The following is a 20,575-nucleotide window of genomic DNA, read 5'->3' as shown; positions in this document are numbered from 1 at the left end:
TGAGCCGAGAAAATCGGCCGCCATATTGATCAGATCACATGGAAGGCGGCGTTTCCCCCTCGGAAGACCGCTCGAATTGTGGACGGCTTATGAGGGATTTTTCGGAGAGTGTTCCGATGTTTCCTCGGGCCCGCTTCGGGTCGCAATCCAGCAGCCGGAAACGATCAATATGGTCCCCGCCAGGGTTGTTGGCGTGACCATTTCCGCAAAAAACAGCCAGCCGAACACGCTCGCCCATAGAAAGCCGGAATATTCGATCGGGACGAGCACTTGTGCTTCCTCGCGTGCGTAGGCCCAGGTTATGGCAAAAGCGCCGGCAACGGTCAGGGCAGCGGCGGCCGCGATGTCGAGCAGAACTTGGGCCTCCGGCATGGCAAAGAACCAAGGGGCAAAGATCGCGAGGACAAGACAGCCGACGCCGCTGTGAAAAGCGGTCGCCTCAGCTGGACTCGAGACAAGTGCTTGTTGCCGGATTATGATGAAATTCCACGCATAAAGAACGGCAGAAAAGATGATTGCGGCCAATCCCTTGAGCGTTTCGATGTCATTCTCGAGCGCGCCCAGGCGGCCGCTGATTATCACCAGAGTGCCGGCAAACCCCAGCGCCGATGCGATAACCGCCTTGCGCTTGATCTTTTCGCCCAACAGGATGCTCGCCAGATACAGGGCGATGAGCGGTGCAATGAAGGAAATGGCGATGGCTTCGGCAATCGGAAGTTTCGTCAGGGCGTAGAAGAAACTGAGCGCCATGAACGCCGACACTGTGCCGCGCAGCAGATGGATTTTCAGTACGCGCTTGGCTGGCCATTTGCCGCCTGAAAGCAGCCAGACAGGCGTGACCATTCCTGCCCCGAAAGCGGATCGCAGCACTGCAGCGCTGTAAGCACCTGCGGCCAGAGCAGCCGCTTTCATGAAGGCGTCCATCAGCGACAGAAAGCCCACGCCGGCAAAGGCGGCCAGAATTGGCAGGAGATGGAAATGCCGCTTCATCGTCGCTGCGCATAGGCTGCCTGTTGCCGCCGGTCACCACTGTTGCGCAATTCAGGCTGCAGACAGACCGGGCGGTTGATAGAAATACAGGAATGCGGCAGAATTGGCTCTGCCGACTGTATTAGACAATCAAATGGGGCTGCAGTGAAGAAATCCGTTCTCGTCCGATATTCCATGATGGCGGCTGCTTGCGCGATCGTACCCGGCGCAATTGCGGCGCAATCGGCGCAGCCTGAAAACATTCTGCCGATGCGTGCTGAGATCAAGGAACAGGCGGTCGAAGCCGATACCGCTGCCTTTATCTCCGAGCCTGTGGTCCAGGCCATCGATGCCATGGCGGAACCGGACTATCCGGTCGTGCAGGAATGGCCGGTCGATATGGCGCAGGCTCTTGCAGCCACTATCGATAAACTTGGTGCAGAAGGCCTGTCGCCAGCAGACTACAATCCGGCGGGCCTGCGCGCAGCCATTGCTGCCGGCGAAGGTGCCGAACTGAACCAGCTTGCCAGCAAGGCATTTGCCTGGGTGGTGGAGGATTTGCGCGACGGGCGGACCCCGATGGATGCGCGCAAGCAATGGTTCGTGCTCGATCCCGATCAGGACCGATATCCCACCGGCAAACTAATGGCTGATGCCTTGGAAAGCGGCGATCTGGCCAAGACGCTTGAGCGCATCATGCCCGAGCATCCGGACTATTACCGCTTGCGCGAAGAGCTGGCCAAGACGCCTGCGTCGAGCACTTCGCGCCGCAAGCTTGTTCGCGCTAATATGGATCGCTGGCGGTGGCTGGCACGTGATCTTGGCAGCCAGTACCTTATTACCAACGTCCCTGAATACCAGCTGCGGCTGACGGTGAACGACACCATTGTGCGGACCTATCGCACGGTAGTCGGCAAGCCTGGCCGGACCGCTACGCCGCAGATTGCGGAGAGTGTCGAAGGGGTAATCTTCAATCCGACATGGACTGTGCCGCAATCGATTGTGAAGGGTGAGGGGCTGGGTGCCCGTGTGCTCGGCAATCCGGCTTGGGCGCGGGCCAAGGGCTACACCGCAACCAAAGGCGCGAACGGTTGGGTCAGCGTTGTGCAGCAGCCGGGACCGACCAATTCCCTCGGCCTGATGAAGCTGGACATGCCGAATCGCCACGCGATCTTCCTGCATGACACCCCGTCACGGCATTTGTTCGGCAATGCTGCGCGGGCACTCAGCCACGGCTGTATCCGGACGGAACGTGCGACAGAGCTTGCCATTGCGCTGGCGATGCTTCGCGGGGGTCTGACCGGTGATGAAGCGAAGGCTGTCATGACTTCGGGCAAATACACCAAGGTCGGTTTTGAACAGACCATGCCCGTCTACATCACCTATTTCACCATGGCGCAGGATATCAATGGAGAGCTAAAGGAGTTTTCCGACATATACGGCAGAGACGCGCCCGTGCTCGCCGCGCTCGACAAGCCACGCGTGGCAAATCGCAAACGGGTGACTGGCGAACAGATCATCCCGATTGAAGACAATCTGCAGGATAGCTGATCAGAGTTGAAATTAGTAAACGCCCGGGGTGAGGATATCCTTGCCCCGTGGCTCTTCCGGCATCAGCGGCCGGATTTCTCCCGCGACCTGAGCGGGACGTGTCATCCTTGATCCATCAGGCAGAAGCCCCAGGCTTTCAGCATACAAAACCCGCCCGCCGCCAAGCTTGAGCAGCGCGAGCTTGAAGTCGGCATCGCCCATCGCGAAGCATCCGTTCGAGCGGCCCAGCCGGCCCCAGCGCTCGAGATGGCCGCGCTCGGCATAATTCGCCCGATGCATCACGATTGCCCGATCGAGCGCGTTGGAATTCGTCGGGTCGAGACCTTCGAGCCGGATCGAGGTTCCGTACCGTCCCGTGTACCAGCCATAGGTCATATAAAGACCTTCGCTGGTGCAATGCGAATCGGGTTCATTCGAAAACCAGTTGAGCCAACCGTCATGCTCCGGGTCAGACCCGTCCCCATGGCTGACCAGATAGGAATCGACCACGCCGCGCTCAAGATCGACGAAATGAAACCGTTCTTCTGAGCTGCGCAGGCCAAAATCGGCGATGCCCACGATGTCGCGGCGCCAAAGAAGATCGCCCGCGCGCTGCTGTTGCTGCTTGGCGATATCCGCCAGAACGGCATCACGCGCGTTGCCCGTTCTGACCTGAGCGGGCAGACGGGCCGGCAGGGCGAGAGCCGCCGCCGCTATCACGCTGCCAGAGAGGAGTTCTCGTCTGTTCATAATTCGCATCATAACATAGGTATTGATAACCGAAAGATGAATGGTCTGGCTCTTTCAGGGAGTGACATAAGATGCAGATGATCGCGAGAGCATGCTTGGCCCTGAGCGCTGGTTTCGTGGCGGCGTTCAATCCGGTCAGCGCCGATGATCACGTGCGGCCTTCTGATCAGGCAGCGATGGACGCAAGCACGCGTGCGCGGATCGAGGGCAACAGCGGTATTACACTGCAATGGATTGGTTGGGACAACCGCGGCGTGGCCATGCTCCGCCGCGGCGCTGAAGGGGATATCTACCTTTCCGGTGGTCAGATTTCCCCGGACGGACCAGGGACCTTGTGGGTCGACGGACGGATTGTCGAAGCGGGCGGGGACTACTTCATTTTTGAAGGACTTATCCGGATCGCCGATGCCCCGGATGTCGGGCGGGTGTGCGAGCAAACCAAGCGGTGGCGGTTCGCGGTCACGCAGAACCGCAAGTACTATCGCCTGCGTGAATTCGAGTGGTGTGACGGCCTGACGGACTACGTCGACATCTACTTCTGAACCAGCGGGCCTCGAAATTTCGCGTTCTCATCGGCCATGGTCAACATCGATCTGGCGTGGCGCGCTGCGACCGCGCGCTGGTCTTCACCATAACCGCCGCCCAATGCGCTCGCGATCGGCAAACCGCGCGAGCGTGCCTGAGCAATTACAAACCGGTCGCGTGCGTCCAGTCCATCATCGCTGAGCGCCAGCCGGCCGAGCTTGTCTTGCTCATGAGGGTCGACCCCTGCCTGATAGAGCACGATGTCGGGTCCGAACCGGTCGAGCACGCCGGGCACCGCATTCTGCAGAGCCTGTAAATAGCCTGCATCGTCCGTCTGGTCGGGCAAGCCGATATCGAGCGAAGACCGGGCCTTGCGCACAGGGAAGTTCTTCTCGGCATGGATCGACAGAGTAAAGACATCCTCACGCCCGGCCATCAGGCTGGCCGTGCCGTCGCCTTGGTGGACGTCGCAGTCGATGATCAGCACACGGTTTGCTTGACCTTCCGCGATCAAGCGATTCGCGCAAACCGCGAGGTCATTGAACACGCAATAACCCGCACCGGTTTCATACAGGGCATGATGGCTGCCGGCGGCGCTGTTGGCGGCATAACCATGTTTCCGCGCCAATCGCGCGGCGAGCCATGTTCCGCCGTTCGTATGCCTGACCCGGCTGGCGATATGCCGCGTGACCGGGAAGCCGATGCGGCGTTCCTTCTCCTTCGGAACCGCCGCTGTGAAGACCTGCTCGACATAGTCGGGACAGTGCACCGCTTCGAGCCATTCTCTCGGGCAGGGATCGGGCGCATGTTCGGTGATGGCTTGCCCGCTTGCGCGAAGCTCTTCCATGACAATGAAGTATTTGTCGAACTTGAACGTCCCGCGTTCAGGACGGGGTGCCATATAGTCGGCGTGATGAACGACGTGGAGGATGGAACTAGTTTCCCTCTGCAGCGAATCCCGCCAGATCGCCATAGATGTCATCTTCGCCCCGGCTTGCCGCGTCGCGCCAGCTGCGGGCATCATCGGGCGTGTTGAGCAGCTTGCCTGTTGCCGGATCGATAATCAGCAAATTTGGCGTGCCTTCGATGTCCGGCACGCCAAGCCGGGCGGCCAGTTCCATATTGCGGCCATCGCCTTCCTGCGGTGTACCGGCATCGACGTAAAGCAAGGTGAAATGGCGTTCGACCAGCGATTTGAAACGCGGCGTTTCCAGCGTGCCGGCAAGCGCGCGGCTGTCATGACACCAGTTGGCGCCAAATATCACCATCATCCGCTTGCCCTGAGCAATCGCAACAGTCCGCAGCGCCATCAACTGGGCCGTAACGGCAGTTTCCGGCAGTTCGACATAGGGTGAGGCTTCCGGATGCTCGGGACCGGCCACCTCTGCTTCAGCCGGTGAAGCCGCGAGTGGCAGGATCGCCGCTGCGCCGAGGGCAAACAGGAACAGAAACGGCCTCACGCTGTGACCTGCGCTCGCTCCTGCTCGGCAATCGCAAGCCGCTGCAGATTCGGCACTGCTGCCATGGTCAGGTCGCGGATGGCCGATGCGCTCTTCAGTATGTCAGGGGGGGCATCGGCAAGCTCGCGCATCATCCGCGCGCCCGGATCGAGCCGGTTGGCCGACAGCCAATCCAGGATGGCCGGGCTTCGGCTCCAGAGCATCCGATTGGTTGCATTGATCAGCAGTGCTTCGGGGAAATGCTCGACTGTATCGGTGATCCTGCCCGGCGCGCCGAACCCGTTCTTTTCTGCATCGCTTTCGAACGATGCTTCGATGAAGCCGGTCATTGCCGCGCTGAGCGAGACCAGTGGGACCTGCATCAGCTGCGGAACGATTGTGTCACCCTGCCAGATCGGCTCGACCTCGCCGCGCGGCGCAGCGGTCGCAGTGCAGTCGATGAACAGCGAATTCTCCGGCACACTGGCTTCGCCATCGACGCCATGCAGCCTGCCCGGTTCGACCCGGTGTACCCGCCCGATGCGGATCACATCCTGGATCTCCGCCAGCAGATCGACTTCGCCCTGCGAGATCACCGGGAAGTGAAATTTGGACGGCACAACCTGGCGGTCGATCCGCAACATATGCCCGTCTTCCTCCATCATCAGGAAGATCTCGCTACCGCTTTGCGCTTTGGCCGCTGCGCGCATCTGCGAGGCGGGAAAGTCCAGCGCGCGGCGGATATGCTCCGGCCCCGGCTGGAGCGAGGCGCGGTTGAAGAACCAGCTTTCGCGGGGCCGGACCCAACTGATCTGCTTTGCCGGGACGCCCATTTGCCGCAGCCAGACACCCACATCGCAAGCGGTCTTCCCCGCACCCATGATGACATAGTGCGATGGAACCTGCGCCCCGCCATATGCCAGCTGGCCAAGCTCGCCAGGCTTCATGACGGTTACGCCCTCGGCTTCCCATTTGCGTTTCGTAATAGCGGGAACCTGCGCGGCAAACTTGCGTCCGTCGACCATCTTGCCGGCCTTGACCGCGTGCTCTTCGCCCGACAGCATGGTGCGGAACCGATGCGTATCGCCCTCCCGCCCGAGGTATTCGGTCATCGGCAGGTAATCGAGCCGCCCGCTGGGCATGAACTTGTGCCGCATGGCGCTGTCGTAATAGGCGTTGACCTGCGCTCCGGTGGCGAGCTCGTACATGCCCTTGTTGGGCCCGGCCTGGTCGACCACCTTGTCGCCGAGGCTCTCGTGGCTCAGCCCATAGGTCACGCTCGGCTGGTGCAAGGTGACAAATGGGTAAGAAGTGTTCCAGTGACCGCCCGGCTTGGGGTGGCGGTCCAGCATCAGAATGTCGCCCGTGCCATGGTCGAGCAGGCTGTCGACGAAGGCCATGCCGATCGCACCTGCGCCGACGACCAGATAGTCTGTCTCGAAGTCGGCCATAGGCCTCTTCCCCTTATTCCGCTGCCTGCGTGACCTGTCCGGCATCGCTCATGCCGTCTTCGATTTCTGCGGCTTTTTTCTCAACCAGGCCGACGATATGGTCGAGCATGTCGCCATCTTCGACATGGTGATCCTTCAGGCCGGACAAGTAGACCATGTGCTTGCCATTTCCGCCGCCGGTCAGGCCGATGTCGGTTTCGCGCGCTTCACCGGGGCCGTTGACCACGCAGCCGAGGACCGAGAGGCTCATCGGTGTCTTGATGTGTTCCAGCCGGGCTTCCAGCGCTTCCACGGTGCGGATGACATCGAAACCCTGCCGCGAGCATGACGGGCAGGACACCACGCGCACACCGCGAGTTCTCAACCCAAGCGCCTTGAGCATTTCGAAGCCGACCTTCACCTCCTGCTCGGGCTCTGCGGACAGCGAGACGCGGATCGTGTCGCCGATACCGGCCCACAGCAGGCTGCCCATGCCGATGGAGGATTTGACCGTACCGCCGATCAGCCCGCCTGCTTCCGTGATGCCGAGGTGCAGCGGGCAATCGACGGTCTCTGCCAGCGCGTGATAGGCCGCGACGGCAAGGAACACATCGCTTGCTTTCACAGCGACCTTGAATTCGTGAAAGTCATGATCCTGCAGCAGCTTGATGTGATCAAGCGCGCTTTCGACCAGTGCTTCGGGGCAGGGCTCGCCGTATTTTTCCAACAGGTCTTTCTCCAGACTGCCGGCGTTGACCCCTATGCGGATTGCGCACCCGTTGGCTTTCGCCGCCCGCACCACTTCGGCCACGCGCTGCGACGATCCGATATTGCCCGGATTGATCCGCAGGCAGGCCGCGCCTGCATCGGCCGCTTCGAGTGCGCGTTTGTAGTGGAAATGGATGTCGGCCACGAGCGGGACGCGGGAAGCCTTGACGATCCTTGCGAAGGAAGCGGTGCTTTCCTCCGTCGGGCAGGACACGCGGATGATGTCAGCCCCGGCATCTTCGCACCGGCGAATCTGGTCGATCGTTGCCACTGCGTCTTCGGTCGGGGTGTTGGTCATGGTCTGAACGGTGATTGGCGCATCGCCGCCAACCGGAGTCGTACCGACCATGATCTGGCGGGACTTGCGGCGCTCGATAGTGCGCCAGGGGCGTATTTCGTTCATGTTGGAAGGCCGAAAGCTGAGCAAGTGGAACACATGGAACACAGTCCTGAAGTTGCAAACGGGCCAGTGCGCGACCGGACCCTTTGACCGCTCATATGGCGGTTTTGCTGCGGAAATGCGACCTGTTTCATCCCATATGCCATAGCATGCACAATCCGGAGTAGGAAAACACCGTTTACTACGGCATGAAGCGCCCGTGACTCAGACTTACGAACCGCTCGACGAGATCGATCCCTGTGCCCCGCAGACCGAGCCCGGTACGCCGCTGCTCTTCGCCCGCGTACTGGATGGTGAAGGGGGCGGCCGCGTGGTGGACTGGCAAGGTGTGCAGGACTGGTCGCCGGGGGCGCCGGGCGAAGTGCTGTGGATTCATCTCTGCCGCAACCGGCAGGGCGTGTACGAATGGCTGCAAGAGGTAGCCAAGATCCCTGAGCCGACTGCTGAGCTGCTGACCAGCGATGCGACGCGTCCGCGGGCCTTTCGCGAAGGCAACTCGCTGGTGGCAACCCTGCGCGGGATCAATTTCAACCCCGGTGCCGAGCCGGAAGACATGGTTTCCATGCAGCTGTGGTCGGATGGCAAGCGTCTTGTCACGCTGCGCCGCCATCAGTTGCAGACCCCGCGCGATACGCTGGCGGAAATCGACGCGGGCAACGGGCCCAACGATGCCGGGTCGCTGATCACTTCACTGACGGAAAACATGATCGCGCGGATGAACGCCTCGATCGTCGATATGAACGATCACATAGACCAGTGCGAAGAGACCGACCTGGAAGAGGATCCGGACGACATTCTGCCCAAGATCACAACGATCCGGCGCAACTGCCTCGCGCTGAAACGGCATATGGGCCCCCAACACGCCGCTTTTGAAAGCATTAGCCGCGATGCGCCGCCTTGGTTCGAGGATCACGACCGGCGCGAGATGGCAGAGACTATCGACCGGCTGCGGCGCTATCTCGACGATATCGACATCAGCAAGGAAAGCGCGGTCGTGCTGATGGACGAAATCCGTGCACGGGCAATCGCCAGTTCGGACCGGACGAATTATCTCCTGACGATCGTTGCAGCGATCTTCCTGCCGCTCGGTTTCCTGACCGGATTGCTGGGTATCAATGTCGGCGGGATACCCGGGGTCGAGGACGGCAATGCCTTCTGGATCGTAGTCACCCTTTGCGCTGCGATCCTGATCGGTCAGCTGATCTTTTTCTGGAAGTGGAAGTGGCTTTGAACCAGCGGCTGGCCAGAGCCTAGGCGCGCAAGCGCAATTCGCCGATATCGATGCCCTTCGCGGGATCGAAGTCGCGAACATCGATGGGGCTGGCATCTTCCGAACGCCCCCCTTCGGTCTTGAGCAGCCACTGCTGTGATTTGACCACCGGCAATGGCCGGCTGAAGAAATAGCCTTGGCCGTAGTCCACGCCCAGTTCCGCGAGGACAATCTTCTCTTCTTCGCTTTCGATCCCTTCGGCGATCAGCGAACAGCCGATCTGGCGAGAGAACGTGACCAATGCAGCAGCAAGGGCGCGCCGTGCGGGATCGAGATGGACATTGCGGGTCAGGCTCATGTCGAGTTTGAGGATGTCGGGAGCGAGTTCGACCAGATGCCTCAGGCCAGCGTATCCGGCGCCAACATCATCGATGGCAATCCGCGCGCGGCCGTTGATCCGTTCGAGCGCGCGGGCGAGCGCGAGGTAATCTTCCACCCGCTGATGCTCGGTCACTTCAATCACCAGCCGTTCTTTGTCGCCGTCTCTCAAAGCTTGTTCAAGCGCGCCGGATAACACGGTTTCAGGCGACACATTGACTGACATGTAGTGACCCGGCGGAACATAGGGCAGCGTCTCGAGCGCTGTGCGAACCGCGAGCATATCGAGTTCGATACCCATCCCGATCTCGGTCGCTTCGTTGAACCACTGGTCCGGACCGCGATCGACCGCATCGGGAAAGCGCGCCAGACATTCGACACCTGCGGGGCTATCATCCTCAAGCGAATGGATCGGCTGGTGCATGATGGTCAGGCGATTGCCGGTGATTACCTGGCTGATGGTGTGCTGCAGAGTCGACCGCCGCACGTCGCTCTCCAGATCGACTTCGATCTGTTCCGCCGCAAGTTGGGCAAAGGCGCGAACCACGCCAAGGTCGCGCTCGGTCATCGAGCGGTCCGGCTTGCGGCTGAGCGCGCAGAAGCTGCCGTAGACCGACCCGTCCGAGAGCCGCAACGGAACGTTGAGGTGACAACCGACCGGCAGCATCTTGGTGATCGCGAACTGTTCGGTGAAAGGATAGTCCGCCGGATCCTGGATCAGCTCGGGCAAATTGCCTTGCAGCACGTGCCAGCAATACCCGTCTTCCTTGGGCTCGCGGTAACCGGGCCCCATCGGAAGATCGAGGTCAGACCGGACGTTCATCAGCTCGCGATCGTCTTCATGAAACTTCGTCACAAATGCGATCTCGACCCCAAGATGCTGCCGCACAGCATCGAGGATCCTGTCGACCCGCGATTCCGGCTGACCGGCATCAGTTTCCGTGCTGTCGAGTGCGACTGCGAGCGAGGGCAATTGTGTCATGCCTGCGATATGCGGCAATCACCCTAAAGAGGCATTAACCCCTACGTGACATTCAGGGTTGCCCTACCACCTGAGCAGCGGAGGCAATGCGAAGCGGCCGACCAGCGCGCCAATCGCGACCGGGGCCGCGTGCCAGAACCCGATATGCAGCATTCCGTCGAGCGGGCAGGACAGTCCGTAGGCTGCGCTGCCCAACGCGGTCGATGCCACACCGACCAGCAGTCCTGCCGTGTTAACCGAGACCGGTGCGCCGCGTCTCAGCCAGGTGACGAGTGCCCCCGCCACCAGCACTGAGGAGAGCACCGCAGCGGTGAGGCAGTGCATCCCGTACGGGTCGTGATAGGCGGCAATCCCGCCCGGCTGCGAGAATAGCGTCACCAGCGCAGCGAGGGGCAGAACCGCGGCCATCGCCATGGCCCATTTCGGCCCCTCGTGGCGATTGCCGACGCGCGGGCTGGCCATGGCAAGAACTCCGATGGCAGCTGCCGCGCCTAGGACCAGCAGCAGCCCGTTGCCGAGATAGAAGAAGGGCGAAGCGCTGCCGGTCAGGCCCGCCAGCCACAATCCCTCGGTGAACTCGACCAGCAGGATCGTGACGACGACTGCGAGTGCGACCAAGGCGATTCCGTCGCGCGTTCTGATGGCGCGGACAGGTTCGAGATCATCGCTCAGTCGCTCTATCAGCGAATTGGCGCGGCGATTGCGTTCGGGATTCATGGTTATTCTGCCTTCTCAACAAGCGCGGCCAGCTTTTTCAGGCCGCGATGGATGTTCACTTTGACTGCTGACTGCGATTGCCCGCTGCGCTCGGCAGCTTCGGCGATCGACAATCCTTCGATTTTCACCAGTCCGATCGCTTCGGACTGTTTGTCCGGGATCTGGACGAACATGCGCTCCAGACTGAGGCGGGCCATGACGGCTTCTTCCTCGCTGTCCTCGGGCGCATCGTAATCTTCCAGCGCATCTTCCGCATTGCGGTAGACCTTGCGCAAATGGTCGACCCAGCGATAGCGCGCGATCGCAGCGAGCCACGGCAGGAACGGCCGCACCGGATCCCAGCTGGCGCGCTTGTTGTGCACTGCCAGCAATACGTCCTGCACCAGATCGTCGAGCATGGCGGGCGCGCAGCGGCGACGGTAATAGCGTTCCAGCCACAATTGCACTTCGGTCAGCAGCACGGTGTAAGCCTGTTTGTCGCCCTTCTGCGAGGCGATCATCAGCCGGGCCATGGTCGGTTCGTCCGCGATCATCGTCTCCTCCCCTTCCGTGCCGCCTACTGTCGCATCTTGAGCGCGAGCGCGTCGAGCGAAATCAGCCCGCCGCCGCGTGCTATGAGCACCAGCGCCATGGCTGCCCACAGACTGTGGACCGGCCACCATGCCTCGGGGAAGACGAAGAACTGGATCACCAGCGTCATACCAAGCAGCGCCGCCGCACCGATCCGCGTAAACAACCCGAAGGCGACGAGGAGCGGCAGGAAAAACTCCGCATACATCGACATCGGCACCATGATCTGGGGCGATATCGGCAAACCGAATTCCTCGAACAGGTAATATTGTGTCTCGTCGATCGTGAACCATGTGCCCTCGACCACCTTGGTCCGGCCCGAGCTCCAGAAGACGCCAGCCAGCGCCAGCCGGGTGAGCAGCAGCGCGCCGCTCTCGAAGATTTTTCCGGATAAAAGATTTGTCGTCCGGTCGTAGATTGCCAAAACGCGCTGCATCATTGCTCTCCCGCTTGTTGCCGCGCGATCAGCGCTTGATCGGTTTCAGCGAGCCATTGCCCTTGGGCGTCTTGATGCTGGTGCAGCTGCCCTTGTCGACCAGTTTCCAGGCGTTGCCCTGATAGTCGCGGGTAGAGGTGCCGGCGCAGCTGGTGCCCGGACCGGCCGCACAATCATTCTTGCCGGCCTTGGCGACGCCGTAGCACTTTTCCTTGCCGCCGCTTTGCGCGGTTGCCGGCGTGATGGTGAGGCCGGTGGTGATACCGGCTGCCAGCGCAAAACCGGCGATGCGGGCGATATTCGATTTGTTCATGTCCAACTCCTTGGCGTGAGCCTGTCGAGGGGCGTCCCGCAAGGGGTGCGGAACTGCCAGGGAATTCGGACCGGTTCGCCGTTCGGTTACGCCGGGCGCAAAAAATTTTGCGCGATGGTTTCTCACCGCCGGTTTGTAACCTTTCCCGCCCCGCCTGCGAATTGGTGTCTGTCCCTCGCGGATATACCTGATGCGTCACCTCTTGTGGAGAAGACATAATGACCAAGAACACTGCTTTCGCCGCTGCTGCTGCAGCCTTCGCCCTCAGCTCGGCCGCGGCTTTTGCTGCCGAAGCGCCTGCGGGCAGTTCGGGCGCCGCAATCAATGGCAACGATACCGTCCATTGTTACGGCGTGCATGATTGTGCGGGCAATGCCGACTGCGCGACCACAGAGAATGCCTGCAAGGGCCAGAACGCCTGCAAGGGCCATGGCTTCAAGGCAATGAAGGCTGGTGAATGCCTGACCAAGGGCGGGACGATCGCCGACATCGGCTGATTGACCGCTCTGTACGGTCCGGCGTTCCTCGACCCCTCCCCCCTCCGAGAGGAACGCCGGGCCGTATATCAGCCCTGATTCAGGAGATTCGGCATGACAGGAATTGCGCCATTCGGCGGCTTCGGGCTTGGCCTGCGCCGGACCCATTATGGCGATTTTCTCGACCGGGATGTCCCGGTCGATTTCGTCGAAGTCATTTCTGAAAACTTCATGGTCGAAGGCGGCAACCCACTAAGCGTGTTGACGCAAGTGCGGGAAAAACTGCCGGTAATCCTGCACGGTGTATCCATGTCGATAGGATCAGCCCACGGCCTCGACCAAGAGTATCTCAGCCGACTCAGGTCACTCGCCGACCGGATCGAGCCGCTGTGGGTGTCCGATCATCTTTGCTGGACCCGTACCAGCGCCCACAACAGCCATGACTTGCTGCCCCTGCCTTACACCCAAGAGGCTTTGCAGGTGGTGTGCAACAATATTCACCGGGCCCAGGAAACGCTCGGCCGCGCGATGCTGTTCGAAAATCCGTCGAGCTATCTCACCTTCCCCGAGGACGAGATGCCGGAGTGGGCGTTCATCGCTGAAATGGCGCGGCGGACGGGGTGTTACCTGCTGCTTGATGTCAACAATATCTACGTCAGCGCGCACAACCATGGATTCGATGCGCGCGAATATCTGCACGCCTTGCCGCATGATCGCGTCCGCCAGATCCACCTTGCCGGACATACCGACGGAAAGATCAAGATCGACACGCATGATCAGCCGGTGTGTGAGGGTGTGTGGGCGCTTTACCGGGAGGCGATAGAGCTGACCGGCCCGGTGGCGACGATGATCGAACGCGATGACGGCATTCCCCCCTTTGGCGGAGCTGCTGGTGGAACTCGATATGGCACGCAAAATTGCAGGAAACGCGCGCGAAATGGCCGCGGCATGAGCCTCGCCCGGCAACAATCCGAATTCATGGCGCATGTGCTCGATCAAGACCGCGCGCTGCCTGCCGGATGGTCCGAGCGCCACGCGGCGGGGCTTGATATCTATCGCAACAACTACCGCTCCTCGCTGGTCGAGGCGCTGCGCTCGACCTACGAGCGGACTGCGGCCTATGTTGGGGACGATGCGTTTCAGCGGGCCGCAGCGCACCATTTGATCAGCCATCCTCCGCGCAGCTGGACGCTCGACGCTGCGGGTGACGGGTTCCCGGACACAGCGCGCGAACTGTTCAAAGACGATCCGGAAGTTGCTCAGCTGGCATGGCTAGAATGGGCGATGCACGAGGCATTTGTCGCGGCGGACACTGCGCCGCTCGACGCTGCCGGATTTGCGGATGCGACGGCGGCCTTCGCGCAAGATGACTGGGGCAATATGCGGCTGTCATTCCTGCCCGGGACCCGGGCAAAGCCGGTCACGCATGATATCCCGGCATTGTGGCGTGCGATCGATCCGGATGGCGAAGCGCCAGCGGAAGCCAATCGCCTCGGTGCGCCGATGCATCTGCTTGTCTGGCGCGAGGGGATGAAACCCGTATTCCAGTTGATCAATGACGTTGAAGGCGAGGCGCTCTACGCCCTGCAGACCGGTGCCGACTATGGCGACGCCTGCGCCTTTCTGGTTGACCGGCTTGGCGAAGATACCGCCATTGTGCAGGCCGGCGCCATGCTTGGTCGCTGGCTGCACAATGGTGTGGTCGGCGGGATCGCGACCCCGATCAATCCGCCAACTGCGACGGAATGAATTCTTCGCGCACGGCCTTGGCCATCAGAGTCAGAGGGATGATTCCCTGGCTGAGGAGGAAATCGTTGAACGCTTTCTCCTCGAACCTGTCACCCAAAGCTATTTCGGCCTCGATCCGCAGGTCGATCAGTTTGCGATAGCCGTAGTAATAACTGCCTGCCTGACCCGGCATGCGGAACTGGTACCGGTCGAGCTCCTGCTTCACCATCCCGGGGGAGAACAACGCTTCTTCGCGCAGGATCCGGCCCGCTTCTTCCCGCTCGATCAGGCCGAGGTTGAGCATTGGGTCGAGATAGGCACGTGCGGCGCGGAGCAGGCGGAACTGCTGCGCGACGAACTGACCCTCGATCGGCTCATGCGGCATCATCTCGGCCTCGGCATACAGTGCCCAGCCTTCGACATTCACGCTGTTGAACGCGTAAAGCAGCCGAGCCAGGCTGACACCCTGCTCGACCAGCGCGGCAAATTGCATTTCGTGGCCTGGACGCGCTTCATGAGCGCTTAGCGTCCAGCTCGCAGCGGGAAAATTGAAGTCGTCATAGGCGTCTTCCGCCGAGGCGGTTGGATTGCCGACTGTCAGTACGAAAGTACCCTGTTCCCCGGTGTTGCCGATCAGCCGCGGCGGGCGCATATGCGGCGCCGGCTGAGCGGCGCTTTCAGCCACTGAGGCGACGCGCATCTGCAGCACGCTGTCAGGCAGGCTGACGATCCCGTTTTCGCGGATCTTGGCCTCAAGCTCGGCATTCACGCCGCGATAGAATTCCTCGATCTCGTCATTCGGGATCGACTGCCCCTTTAGCCTGGCCATGACCGATGCATAGTCGGTCTCTTCCCAGCCGTATTTGGCAGCAATCTGCGGGGCGAGCGCTTCCATCTGCGCCCGTATTTCATAGAAGCCGCGACGTGCCTGGCTCATCGATTCATAGGGATCCATGTCGATCCCGACCTGCCGCAGGCTCAGCGCGTATAGCTCTGGCGGCATACGCGGGTCGTCGCGCGTGACAGGCAGCACGGTTGCGCGGGTCCACTCGCCATAATTGGTCAGCTGCGTTTCCATCGCATCGAGCGAATCTTCCGCGCCGCCGATCTCGTACTTCTCGAACAACTCACGAATCCCGGCGACGAAGGTGGGGATCTTGGCGATCGATTCTTCGACCTCTACCCGGTACGGCCCCATTTTCTCGTCCCCAAGACTTGCCGCAAAGCGGGCCTTGGCGAGCTCGGTCATCGGCTCGGTGCCGGGCCATTCCCCGGTATAGCGTTGCAGCAATTCGAGCGCCTTGGGGCGGCGGCTTTCAGTCGTCTGGTCGGACAGAAGCTGGCCGATATTGCCGAACATGCCCTGCGGCACTTCGCTGTATTCGATCATGTACCGGTTGCCGAGCTCGATACCTTCGACATCCATCTTGAGCGAGTCGATCAGGATCTGCAGGTCCTGCCTCACATAGGCATTGTCTTCGGTCGCCAGCGCGGTTTCGAACCCTGCAATCAGCGCTTGCGCGGCTGCGACGTAGCGCTGGTCGCGGTCGAGCGACATGTCGTTGACCAGGCCGTCATATTCATCATAGCCGGCCGAAGAGGCGCCGGTCGGGAAGAATTGCGCCTGCATGTCGATCACCTGCTGAGTGTAGCGATTGCTGGTCTCTACCCAGTCCTGCGAGGAAGACTGTTCTGTCTGATCCTGTGCGGCAACAGACGTTGTTGCGGCAAGCGGCGCGACGGCCAGCGCGATGGCGGCAGCGAAAGTTCTCATGCGTATTCCTCCCGAAATCTATTGGATCAGGGTGGCCCAGGTCGGAAGTGGGCGCAAGGCAGGAACCGACCGACACGCGTCTGTGATGGATGAAGGGCGTCGCGATCAGGCGGTAAAGGCTTCACCCACGAGTTTCTCCGACAGTGACCAGAGCCGGTCGGCATTGTCCTTGTCGAGCGCGTAGCTGCGCACGCCGCCGGTCGGATCATCGTCATCCAGCTCGGCTACGTGACAGTCTTCGCAATAGACACCGCCGGTCCCTTCGAGTGCGACCGCAGTCGCGGCCCAGCAGGTGGTGGCGGCGCCTTGCGGGATCGTTTTGAAGCCCTGGGGTTTCTCGCCGCTTTCTTTCGCGTTCTCTTCGATCCGCTTCATCATCCACGCCATGTCTTCTTCAGTCATGTGCCGGCCGAGATTGGTCATGATGCCGCCTGGATGCAGCGCGATGGCGTGAACACCCTTGTCAGCAAAGCGGTCTTCCAATCCGACACTAAACAGGATGTTGGCGGTTTTCGACTGGCCGTAGCTTTGCCATTTGTCGTACTCACGGTGGTCGAAATTCGGATCGTCCAGATCGACCGGCGCAAAGTGGTGGCCGCGGCTGGACAGATTCACGATCCGCGGATGGTCACCTTGCTCAACCAGCGGCATCAGTTCTTTCGTCAGCAGGAAGTGGCCGAGGTGGTTGGTGCCGAATTGCATTTCGAAGCCTTCGGCGGTCTCGCCATAGGGGCAGGCCATGACGCCGGCATTGTTGATCAGCAGGTCGATCTTGCTGAACCGTTTGCGCGCTTCGGTGCCGCACGCACGCACGCTCTCCAGCGAAGCGAGATCGCAGCGGATCGTGTCGATCTGTGCATTCGGGACCTCGTCTCGAATGGCTTTCGCCGCATCCTCTGCCTTGGAGAGGTCACGGCCAGCGATAATGATATGCGCGCCTTTGGCCGCCATCGCGCGAGCGGTTTCCTGCCCGAGCCCCGAGTAGCCGCCGGTTATGAAGGCGGTTCGCCCGCTCAGATCCTTGCCCGCCAGCACATCATCTGCAGTGCTCTCAAAACCGAAATCGCTCATCGTCACTCTCCTAGTCGAGCCGCAGTTCATACAGGAATTCGTGGTCGATCTGTTCGCCCACTTCAAAGGTTGTGTCTGCGATCTTGCTAAAGCCGTATCGCTGGTAGAATCGCTGCGCGCCATCGTTTTCCGAGTAGACCGATAGCTGAATCGCGTCGCACTCTCGGGTCCGCGCCTCTGCAATCGCCCATTCCATCAAGGCGGCGCCGATCCCTCGCCCGGTGCGCTGCGGATCGGTGTACATCTGGCCCAGCGCAATGGGGTTTCTGGCGTCGGACTCGTCCTTGTACCAGCTCGGCTGGCGCAATTTGCAGAAACCGGTCAGAGCGTCCGCATCGAAGGCGAGGCGGTGAATGCATTCGATCCCGGCAATCTCTTCCGCGACGGCTTGCTCGGAATAGACCTCCCCCAGAAAGGCCGCGAGATCTGCCGAATTGTAGAGATGCGCGAACTTGGCGCAAAAGCTGTCACGACCCAGTTTTGCAAGGGCAGGGACATCATCCAAAGAAGCGGGGCGCAAGATCATGATCCTGCGCCCCTACGTTCATTTTGCCTTTGGCGGAAGGCTCACGCCCCCGGTGGCAGCGGATCGTCGCTGGTTGCGGCTTTCCTCTTGCGCGGCTTGGGTGCGGCGCCCTTGGCGGAACTGCCGTCCCACTCTTCGAGCTTGCGGCTGGCCCATTCGCGGCCGCCCAACCCGAAGGCCAGCGCCCCGGCAACAGCCATGCCGACCACGATCGCGGTGAAGGCGGTTTCCGTGATGATCTCGCCCACGCCGGTATAGCTCAGGCCCATGAAGGTGAAGATCACAATGGTTGCCCAGCGGATGATCGTGCCAGCCATGGAGTTTTCATCCGCACCGGATACCAGCTTCGCCAGCAAGCCGGCGATCAGGAAACCGACCCCGATAACGACCGCGCCGAATACGACACGTCCACCCAGTTCAAGGATTTCGTTGAGGATGCCGGTGAGTTCCGGGAACCCGAGCAGCCGCGTCGCCGCGATGGCGAAGAACAGGATAATCGCAACCTGAACAATGCGCGCTATCACGCTTGATGCGGCGGTGTTTTCAGGCAGGATGCCCGCTTCGCCGAGCGACCGGTCGACGCCAAGGCCAACCAGCAGTTCCTTTAGTATTTCGACCACGAAACGGCTGATCAGGAAGCCAATACCGAGCAGGATCGCCGCTGCGATGATGTTCGGAACTGCGGCGAAAATCATCTCCAGCATTGCGCTCGCCGGACCGGAAATGCTCTCGATATTGAGCTGTTCCAGTGCAGCGATCGCGACCGGGATGATAATCAACACGTAAATGATTGTGCCGATCGTATTGCTGATCGCGCTGTTGCCGGTGACAGTATCGACACCGCCGCGATTGGCCCATTTGTCGAGATCGACAGTCTTGAGCACAGTCACGACAAGGTCTTTGACGATCCGCGCAACTAGCAAACCGATAAAGAAGATCAGGCCCGCGCCAATAAGATTTGGAACAAAACCCATGATGCTGTTGAGCAGGGTCTCGATCGGTTCCATGACCCCGCCCAGACCCAGGACCGTGAGAACCGCGAGCAAGCCGAAGAGCCAGATTAGCAGGCTGACAATCTTGCCAACGGATTCGCCCACCGACATGCCGCTGCCGGTGCCCCGTTGCAGCAGAGCGACATTGTCCACCAGCTTGGCCGTGGCCCACTTGGATGCTCTTGCCAGAATCCAAGTGACGAGCAGGATGCCGAGAACCATCAGGGCTTTCTCGCCCAGCCTCATCGCGACATCTGGATCGAAACGGTAATTGCCTAAACGCATATCTTGCCCCTGTTTTTCTGTTATTGAGTCAACTGTAACACACCGGAGACTGCATCCCAAACGTCAACCGGTGTTTTTACAAGCCATTGCAAATGCCAACCCGGCAAGGGATGCTGCCGGAATACGCAAAGGATACCGTCGACCATGCCCAGATTTCTCCTGCTCTCCGCGTGTTTGCTTGCGGCAACGGCTCCGGCCCACGCGCATGATCCGGCGGAGGAGCAGCGCTGGTCGATCGCGATTCACGGCGGTGCCGGGGTCATTCTGCGAGAGACCATGACGCCGGAGCAGCAGGCTGACTACGAGGCGGCGCTGCAGGCGGCGCTCGACGCCGGGTCTCAGGTGCTGCGCAGCGGCGGATCGGCCATGGACGCGGTCAAGGCGGCGATTGTGCCGATGGAAGACGATCCCAAGTTCAATGCCGGCCGCGGCGCGGTTTTCACCTGGGACGGCGTGAACGAGCTCGACGCGGCGATCATGGATGGTCGCGACCGCTCAGCCGGTGCGGTTACCGGAGTGCGTACGGTGAAGAATCCCATTCTGCTTGCTGAAGCCGTCAAGGACGACGGACGCCATGTATTTCTGAGCGGCGAGGGGGCAGAGCGGTTTGCGCAGGACAAGGGGATCGAGATCACCGAGCCCGGCTGGTTTGAAACCCAGCGCCGCAAGGAAGCGCTGGAACGGCTCAAGACGAACGAACTCTCGGCGCTCGATGTCGATTACAAATACGGCACGGTTGGTGCGGTGGCACTCGAACAGCATGGCAATCTCGCTGCAGGCACATCGACCGGCGGGCTGACCGGCAAACGCTGGGGCCGGATCGGAGATGCCCCGGTGATCGGTGCCGGGACCTACGCCGACAACCGCAGTTGCGCGATCTCTGCGACCGGGGCGGGTGAATATTTCATCCGAGTTGGGGTGGCGCAGGAAATCTGCACGCGCTTGCGGTTCTCCAGCCGGACACTTCCGAGCGATACGGGGCCGGATGAAACCGGCGATCAAATCGAAACCGCGCCCGGCGGACGGGTGGCGCTGACCGGCGCGATTGTAAGCGATGTTGCCGATGCGGTGATGGCTGAAGTCGCCGAGTTGGGCGGCGATGGCGGTGTGATCGTCGTCACACCGGAGGGAGAGGCGATTTTCAGCTTCAACACGCCGGGCATGTATCGCGGCCGCGCAAATAGCGACGGCCTCAACGAAGTGGCGATCTTTGCAAGCGATTGATAAACTGCGCAAAAGCTTAGTTCCGTTGACTCCTGCCTGATGCAGGCGCAGCTTGCGCATCGTCTAGGGGGAAAGACTTACA

Annotated in this window: 21 protein-coding genes and 1 pseudogene; 7 read left to right on the top strand and 15 right to left on the bottom strand. The window is 60.9% G+C overall.

The annotated features are described in order from the left end of the window. Positions 1 to 87: 87 nt before the first annotated feature. Positions 88 to 990, bottom strand: a complete 903-nt coding sequence (locus tag E0502_RS04560) for a DMT family transporter (protein WP_137676741.1) — start codon at positions 988 to 990, stop codon at positions 88 to 90. A gap of 144 nt (positions 991 to 1,134) precedes the next feature. Here E0502_RS04560 and E0502_RS04555 point away from each other — a divergent pair, with 144 nt between their 5' ends. Next, complete coding sequence (locus E0502_RS04555; RefSeq protein ID WP_420813470.1) at positions 1,135 to 2,520, top strand: L,D-transpeptidase family protein; 1,386 nt, start codon at positions 1,135 to 1,137, stop codon at positions 2,518 to 2,520. 12 nt (positions 2,521 to 2,532) lie between these two features. On the opposite strand, the gene E0502_RS04550 is transcribed toward E0502_RS04555, so the two are convergent. Further along, positions 2,533 to 3,249: a murein L,D-transpeptidase catalytic domain-containing protein gene (locus E0502_RS04550; protein WP_137676740.1), complete on the bottom strand. Its 717-nt coding sequence runs from the start codon at positions 3,247 to 3,249 to the stop codon at positions 2,533 to 2,535. A gap of 95 nt (positions 3,250 to 3,344) precedes the next feature. Here E0502_RS04550 and E0502_RS04545 point away from each other — a divergent pair, with 95 nt between their 5' ends. Then, positions 3,345 to 3,791 (top strand): hypothetical protein, encoded by a 447-nt coding sequence (locus tag E0502_RS04545; RefSeq protein WP_137676739.1) that lies wholly within the window; start codon positions 3,345 to 3,347, stop codon positions 3,789 to 3,791. On the opposite strand, the gene E0502_RS04540 is transcribed toward E0502_RS04545, so the two are convergent. From E0502_RS04540 to ispG, 4 genes are read right to left on the bottom strand one after another with little or no spacing between them, the layout of a single operon-like run. Continuing rightward, positions 3,782 to 4,675, bottom strand: a complete 894-nt coding sequence (locus tag E0502_RS04540; protein WP_192895916.1) for a histone deacetylase family protein — start codon at positions 4,673 to 4,675, stop codon at positions 3,782 to 3,784. The two genes, E0502_RS04545 and E0502_RS04540, sit on opposite strands and share 10 nt — an antisense overlap. Positions 4,676 to 4,709: 34 nt before the next feature. Continuing rightward, positions 4,710 to 5,234, bottom strand: coding sequence for a thioredoxin family protein (locus tag E0502_RS04535; RefSeq protein ID WP_137676738.1), 525 nt, complete (start codon positions 5,232 to 5,234; stop codon positions 4,710 to 4,712). Further along, positions 5,231 to 6,664, bottom strand: coding sequence for an NAD(P)/FAD-dependent oxidoreductase (locus E0502_RS04530; protein ID WP_137676737.1), 1,434 nt, complete (start codon positions 6,662 to 6,664; stop codon positions 5,231 to 5,233). The genes E0502_RS04535 and E0502_RS04530 overlap by 4 nt, the downstream gene beginning before the upstream one ends. Before the next feature lie 13 nt (positions 6,665 to 6,677). After that, positions 6,678 to 7,814, bottom strand: coding sequence for a flavodoxin-dependent (E)-4-hydroxy-3-methylbut-2-enyl-diphosphate synthase (ispG, locus tag E0502_RS04525; RefSeq protein WP_137676736.1), 1,137 nt, complete (start codon positions 7,812 to 7,814; stop codon positions 6,678 to 6,680). 196 nt (positions 7,815 to 8,010) lie between these two features. Between ispG and E0502_RS04520 the strand changes: the two genes are divergently transcribed. After that, entirely contained in the window at positions 8,011 to 9,042 is a 1,032-nt protein-coding gene (locus E0502_RS04520; RefSeq protein WP_420813469.1) for a zinc transporter ZntB, read from the top strand. A gap of 19 nt (positions 9,043 to 9,061) precedes the next feature. Here the strand turns inward: E0502_RS04520 and E0502_RS04515 are convergent, their stop codons facing one another. From E0502_RS04515 to E0502_RS04495, 5 genes are all read right to left on the bottom strand, one after another. Then, positions 9,062 to 10,381 carry a sensor domain-containing phosphodiesterase gene (locus E0502_RS04515; protein ID WP_137676735.1) on the bottom strand — a complete coding sequence of 440 codons (1,320 nt, stop codon included), beginning with the start codon at positions 10,379 to 10,381 and terminating at the stop codon, positions 9,062 to 9,064. A gap of 63 nt (positions 10,382 to 10,444) precedes the next feature. After that, a complete protein-coding gene (locus E0502_RS04510) occupies positions 10,445 to 11,098 on the bottom strand; it encodes an NrsF family protein (protein ID WP_137676734.1) in 654 nt (217 codons plus the stop codon). Positions 11,099 to 11,100: 2 nt separating this feature from the next. Continuing rightward, a complete protein-coding gene (locus E0502_RS04505; protein WP_137676733.1) occupies positions 11,101 to 11,631 on the bottom strand; it encodes a sigma-70 family RNA polymerase sigma factor in 531 nt (176 codons plus the stop codon). A gap of 23 nt (positions 11,632 to 11,654) precedes the next feature. Next, positions 11,655 to 12,104, bottom strand: coding sequence for a DoxX family protein (locus E0502_RS04500; RefSeq protein WP_137676732.1), 450 nt, complete (start codon positions 12,102 to 12,104; stop codon positions 11,655 to 11,657). Between the two features lie 28 nt (positions 12,105 to 12,132). Continuing rightward, a complete protein-coding gene (locus tag E0502_RS04495) occupies positions 12,133 to 12,417 on the bottom strand; it encodes a BufA1 family periplasmic bufferin-type metallophore (protein ID WP_137676731.1) in 285 nt (94 codons plus the stop codon). A gap of 218 nt (positions 12,418 to 12,635) precedes the next feature. Between E0502_RS04495 and bufA2 the strand changes: the two genes are divergently transcribed. The 3 genes and pseudogenes from bufA2 to E0502_RS04480 all read left to right on the top strand — a co-directional run bounded on the left by bufA2 (position 12,636) and on the right by E0502_RS04480 (position 14,642). Continuing rightward, positions 12,636 to 12,914: a BufA2 family periplasmic bufferin-type metallophore gene (gene bufA2, locus E0502_RS04490; RefSeq protein ID WP_137676730.1), complete on the top strand. Its 279-nt coding sequence runs from the start codon at positions 12,636 to 12,638 to the stop codon at positions 12,912 to 12,914. Between the two features lie 93 nt (positions 12,915 to 13,007). Next, a pseudogene (gene bufB / locus E0502_RS04485) lies at positions 13,008 to 13,845 on the top strand (MNIO family bufferin maturase). Further along, positions 13,842 to 14,642, top strand: a complete 801-nt coding sequence (locus tag E0502_RS04480) for an HvfC/BufC N-terminal domain-containing protein (protein ID WP_137676729.1) — start codon at positions 13,842 to 13,844, stop codon at positions 14,640 to 14,642. The pseudogene bufB and the gene E0502_RS04480 overlap by 4 nt, the downstream one beginning before the upstream one ends. Here the strand turns inward: E0502_RS04480 and E0502_RS04475 are convergent. From E0502_RS04475 to E0502_RS04460, 4 genes are all read right to left on the bottom strand, one after another. Further along, entirely contained in the window at positions 14,617 to 16,395 is a 1,779-nt protein-coding gene (locus tag E0502_RS04475) for a DUF885 domain-containing protein (RefSeq protein WP_137676728.1), read from the bottom strand. The genes E0502_RS04480 and E0502_RS04475 overlap by 26 nt on opposite strands. Before the next feature lie 105 nt (positions 16,396 to 16,500). Further along, on the bottom strand, positions 16,501 to 17,466 hold the full coding sequence (locus E0502_RS04470) for an SDR family NAD(P)-dependent oxidoreductase (RefSeq protein ID WP_137676727.1): 966 nt from the start codon (positions 17,464 to 17,466) through the stop codon (positions 16,501 to 16,503). Positions 17,467 to 17,476: 10 nt separating this feature from the next. Then, a complete protein-coding gene (locus E0502_RS04465; RefSeq protein WP_137676726.1) occupies positions 17,477 to 17,992 on the bottom strand; it encodes a GNAT family N-acetyltransferase in 516 nt (171 codons plus the stop codon). Between the two features lie 41 nt (positions 17,993 to 18,033). After that, on the bottom strand, positions 18,034 to 19,269 hold the full coding sequence (locus E0502_RS04460; RefSeq protein ID WP_137676725.1) for a mechanosensitive ion channel: 1,236 nt from the start codon (positions 19,267 to 19,269) through the stop codon (positions 18,034 to 18,036). Between the two features lie 144 nt (positions 19,270 to 19,413). On the opposite strand from E0502_RS04460, the gene E0502_RS04455 reads away from it, so the two are divergent. Next, positions 19,414 to 20,493 (top strand): isoaspartyl peptidase/L-asparaginase family protein, encoded by a 1,080-nt coding sequence (locus tag E0502_RS04455; RefSeq protein ID WP_137676724.1) that lies wholly within the window; start codon positions 19,414 to 19,416, stop codon positions 20,491 to 20,493. The last annotated feature ends 82 nt before the right edge of the window (positions 20,494 to 20,575 follow it).

Origin of the sequence: Parerythrobacter lutipelagi (genome assembly GCF_005434975.1) — a bacterium.
Classification (GTDB): domain Bacteria; phylum Pseudomonadota; class Alphaproteobacteria; order Sphingomonadales; family Sphingomonadaceae; genus Parerythrobacter_A; species Parerythrobacter_A lutipelagi.
The sequence above is the reverse complement of the archived record's forward strand: the minus strand, read 5'-3'. Positions and strand labels throughout refer to the sequence as shown.

Coding starts and splice junctions, on each gene's coding strand:
- E0502_RS04500 (WP_137676732.1), bottom strand. CDS start 12,104: ATGCAGCGCGTTTTGGCAATCTACGACCGGACGACAAATCTTTTATCC.
- E0502_RS04530 (WP_137676737.1), bottom strand. CDS start 6,664: ATGGCCGACTTCGAGACAGACTATCTGGTCGTCGGCGCAGGTGCGATC.
- E0502_RS04470 (WP_137676727.1), bottom strand. CDS start 17,466: ATGAGCGATTTCGGTTTTGAGAGCACTGCAGATGATGTGCTGGCGGGC.
- E0502_RS04540 (WP_192895916.1), bottom strand. CDS start 4,675: ATGGCACCCCGTCCTGAACGCGGGACGTTCAAGTTCGACAAATACTTC.
- E0502_RS04510 (WP_137676734.1), bottom strand. CDS start 11,098: ATGAATCCCGAACGCAATCGCCGCGCCAATTCGCTGATAGAGCGACTG.
- E0502_RS04465 (WP_137676726.1), bottom strand. CDS start 17,992: ATGATCTTGCGCCCCGCTTCTTTGGATGATGTCCCTGCCCTTGCAAAA.
- E0502_RS04495 (WP_137676731.1), bottom strand. CDS start 12,417: ATGAACAAATCGAATATCGCCCGCATCGCCGGTTTTGCGCTGGCAGCC.
- E0502_RS04505 (WP_137676733.1), bottom strand. CDS start 11,631: ATGATCGCGGACGAACCGACCATGGCCCGGCTGATGATCGCCTCGCAG.
- E0502_RS04480 (WP_137676729.1), top strand. CDS start 13,842: ATGAGCCTCGCCCGGCAACAATCCGAATTCATGGCGCATGTGCTCGAT.
- E0502_RS04560 (WP_137676741.1), bottom strand. CDS start 990: ATGAAGCGGCATTTCCATCTCCTGCCAATTCTGGCCGCCTTTGCCGGC.
- bufA2 (WP_137676730.1), top strand. CDS start 12,636: ATGACCAAGAACACTGCTTTCGCCGCTGCTGCTGCAGCCTTCGCCCTC.
- E0502_RS04475 (WP_137676728.1), bottom strand. CDS start 16,395: ATGAGAACTTTCGCTGCCGCCATCGCGCTGGCCGTCGCGCCGCTTGCC.
- E0502_RS04515 (WP_137676735.1), bottom strand. CDS start 10,381: ATGACACAATTGCCCTCGCTCGCAGTCGCACTCGACAGCACGGAAACT.
- E0502_RS04455 (WP_137676724.1), top strand. CDS start 19,414: ATGCCCAGATTTCTCCTGCTCTCCGCGTGTTTGCTTGCGGCAACGGCT.
- ispG (WP_137676736.1), bottom strand. CDS start 7,814: ATGAACGAAATACGCCCCTGGCGCACTATCGAGCGCCGCAAGTCCCGC.
- E0502_RS04460 (WP_137676725.1), bottom strand. CDS start 19,269: ATGCGTTTAGGCAATTACCGTTTCGATCCAGATGTCGCGATGAGGCTG.
- E0502_RS04550 (WP_137676740.1), bottom strand. CDS start 3,249: ATGAACAGACGAGAACTCCTCTCTGGCAGCGTGATAGCGGCGGCGGCT.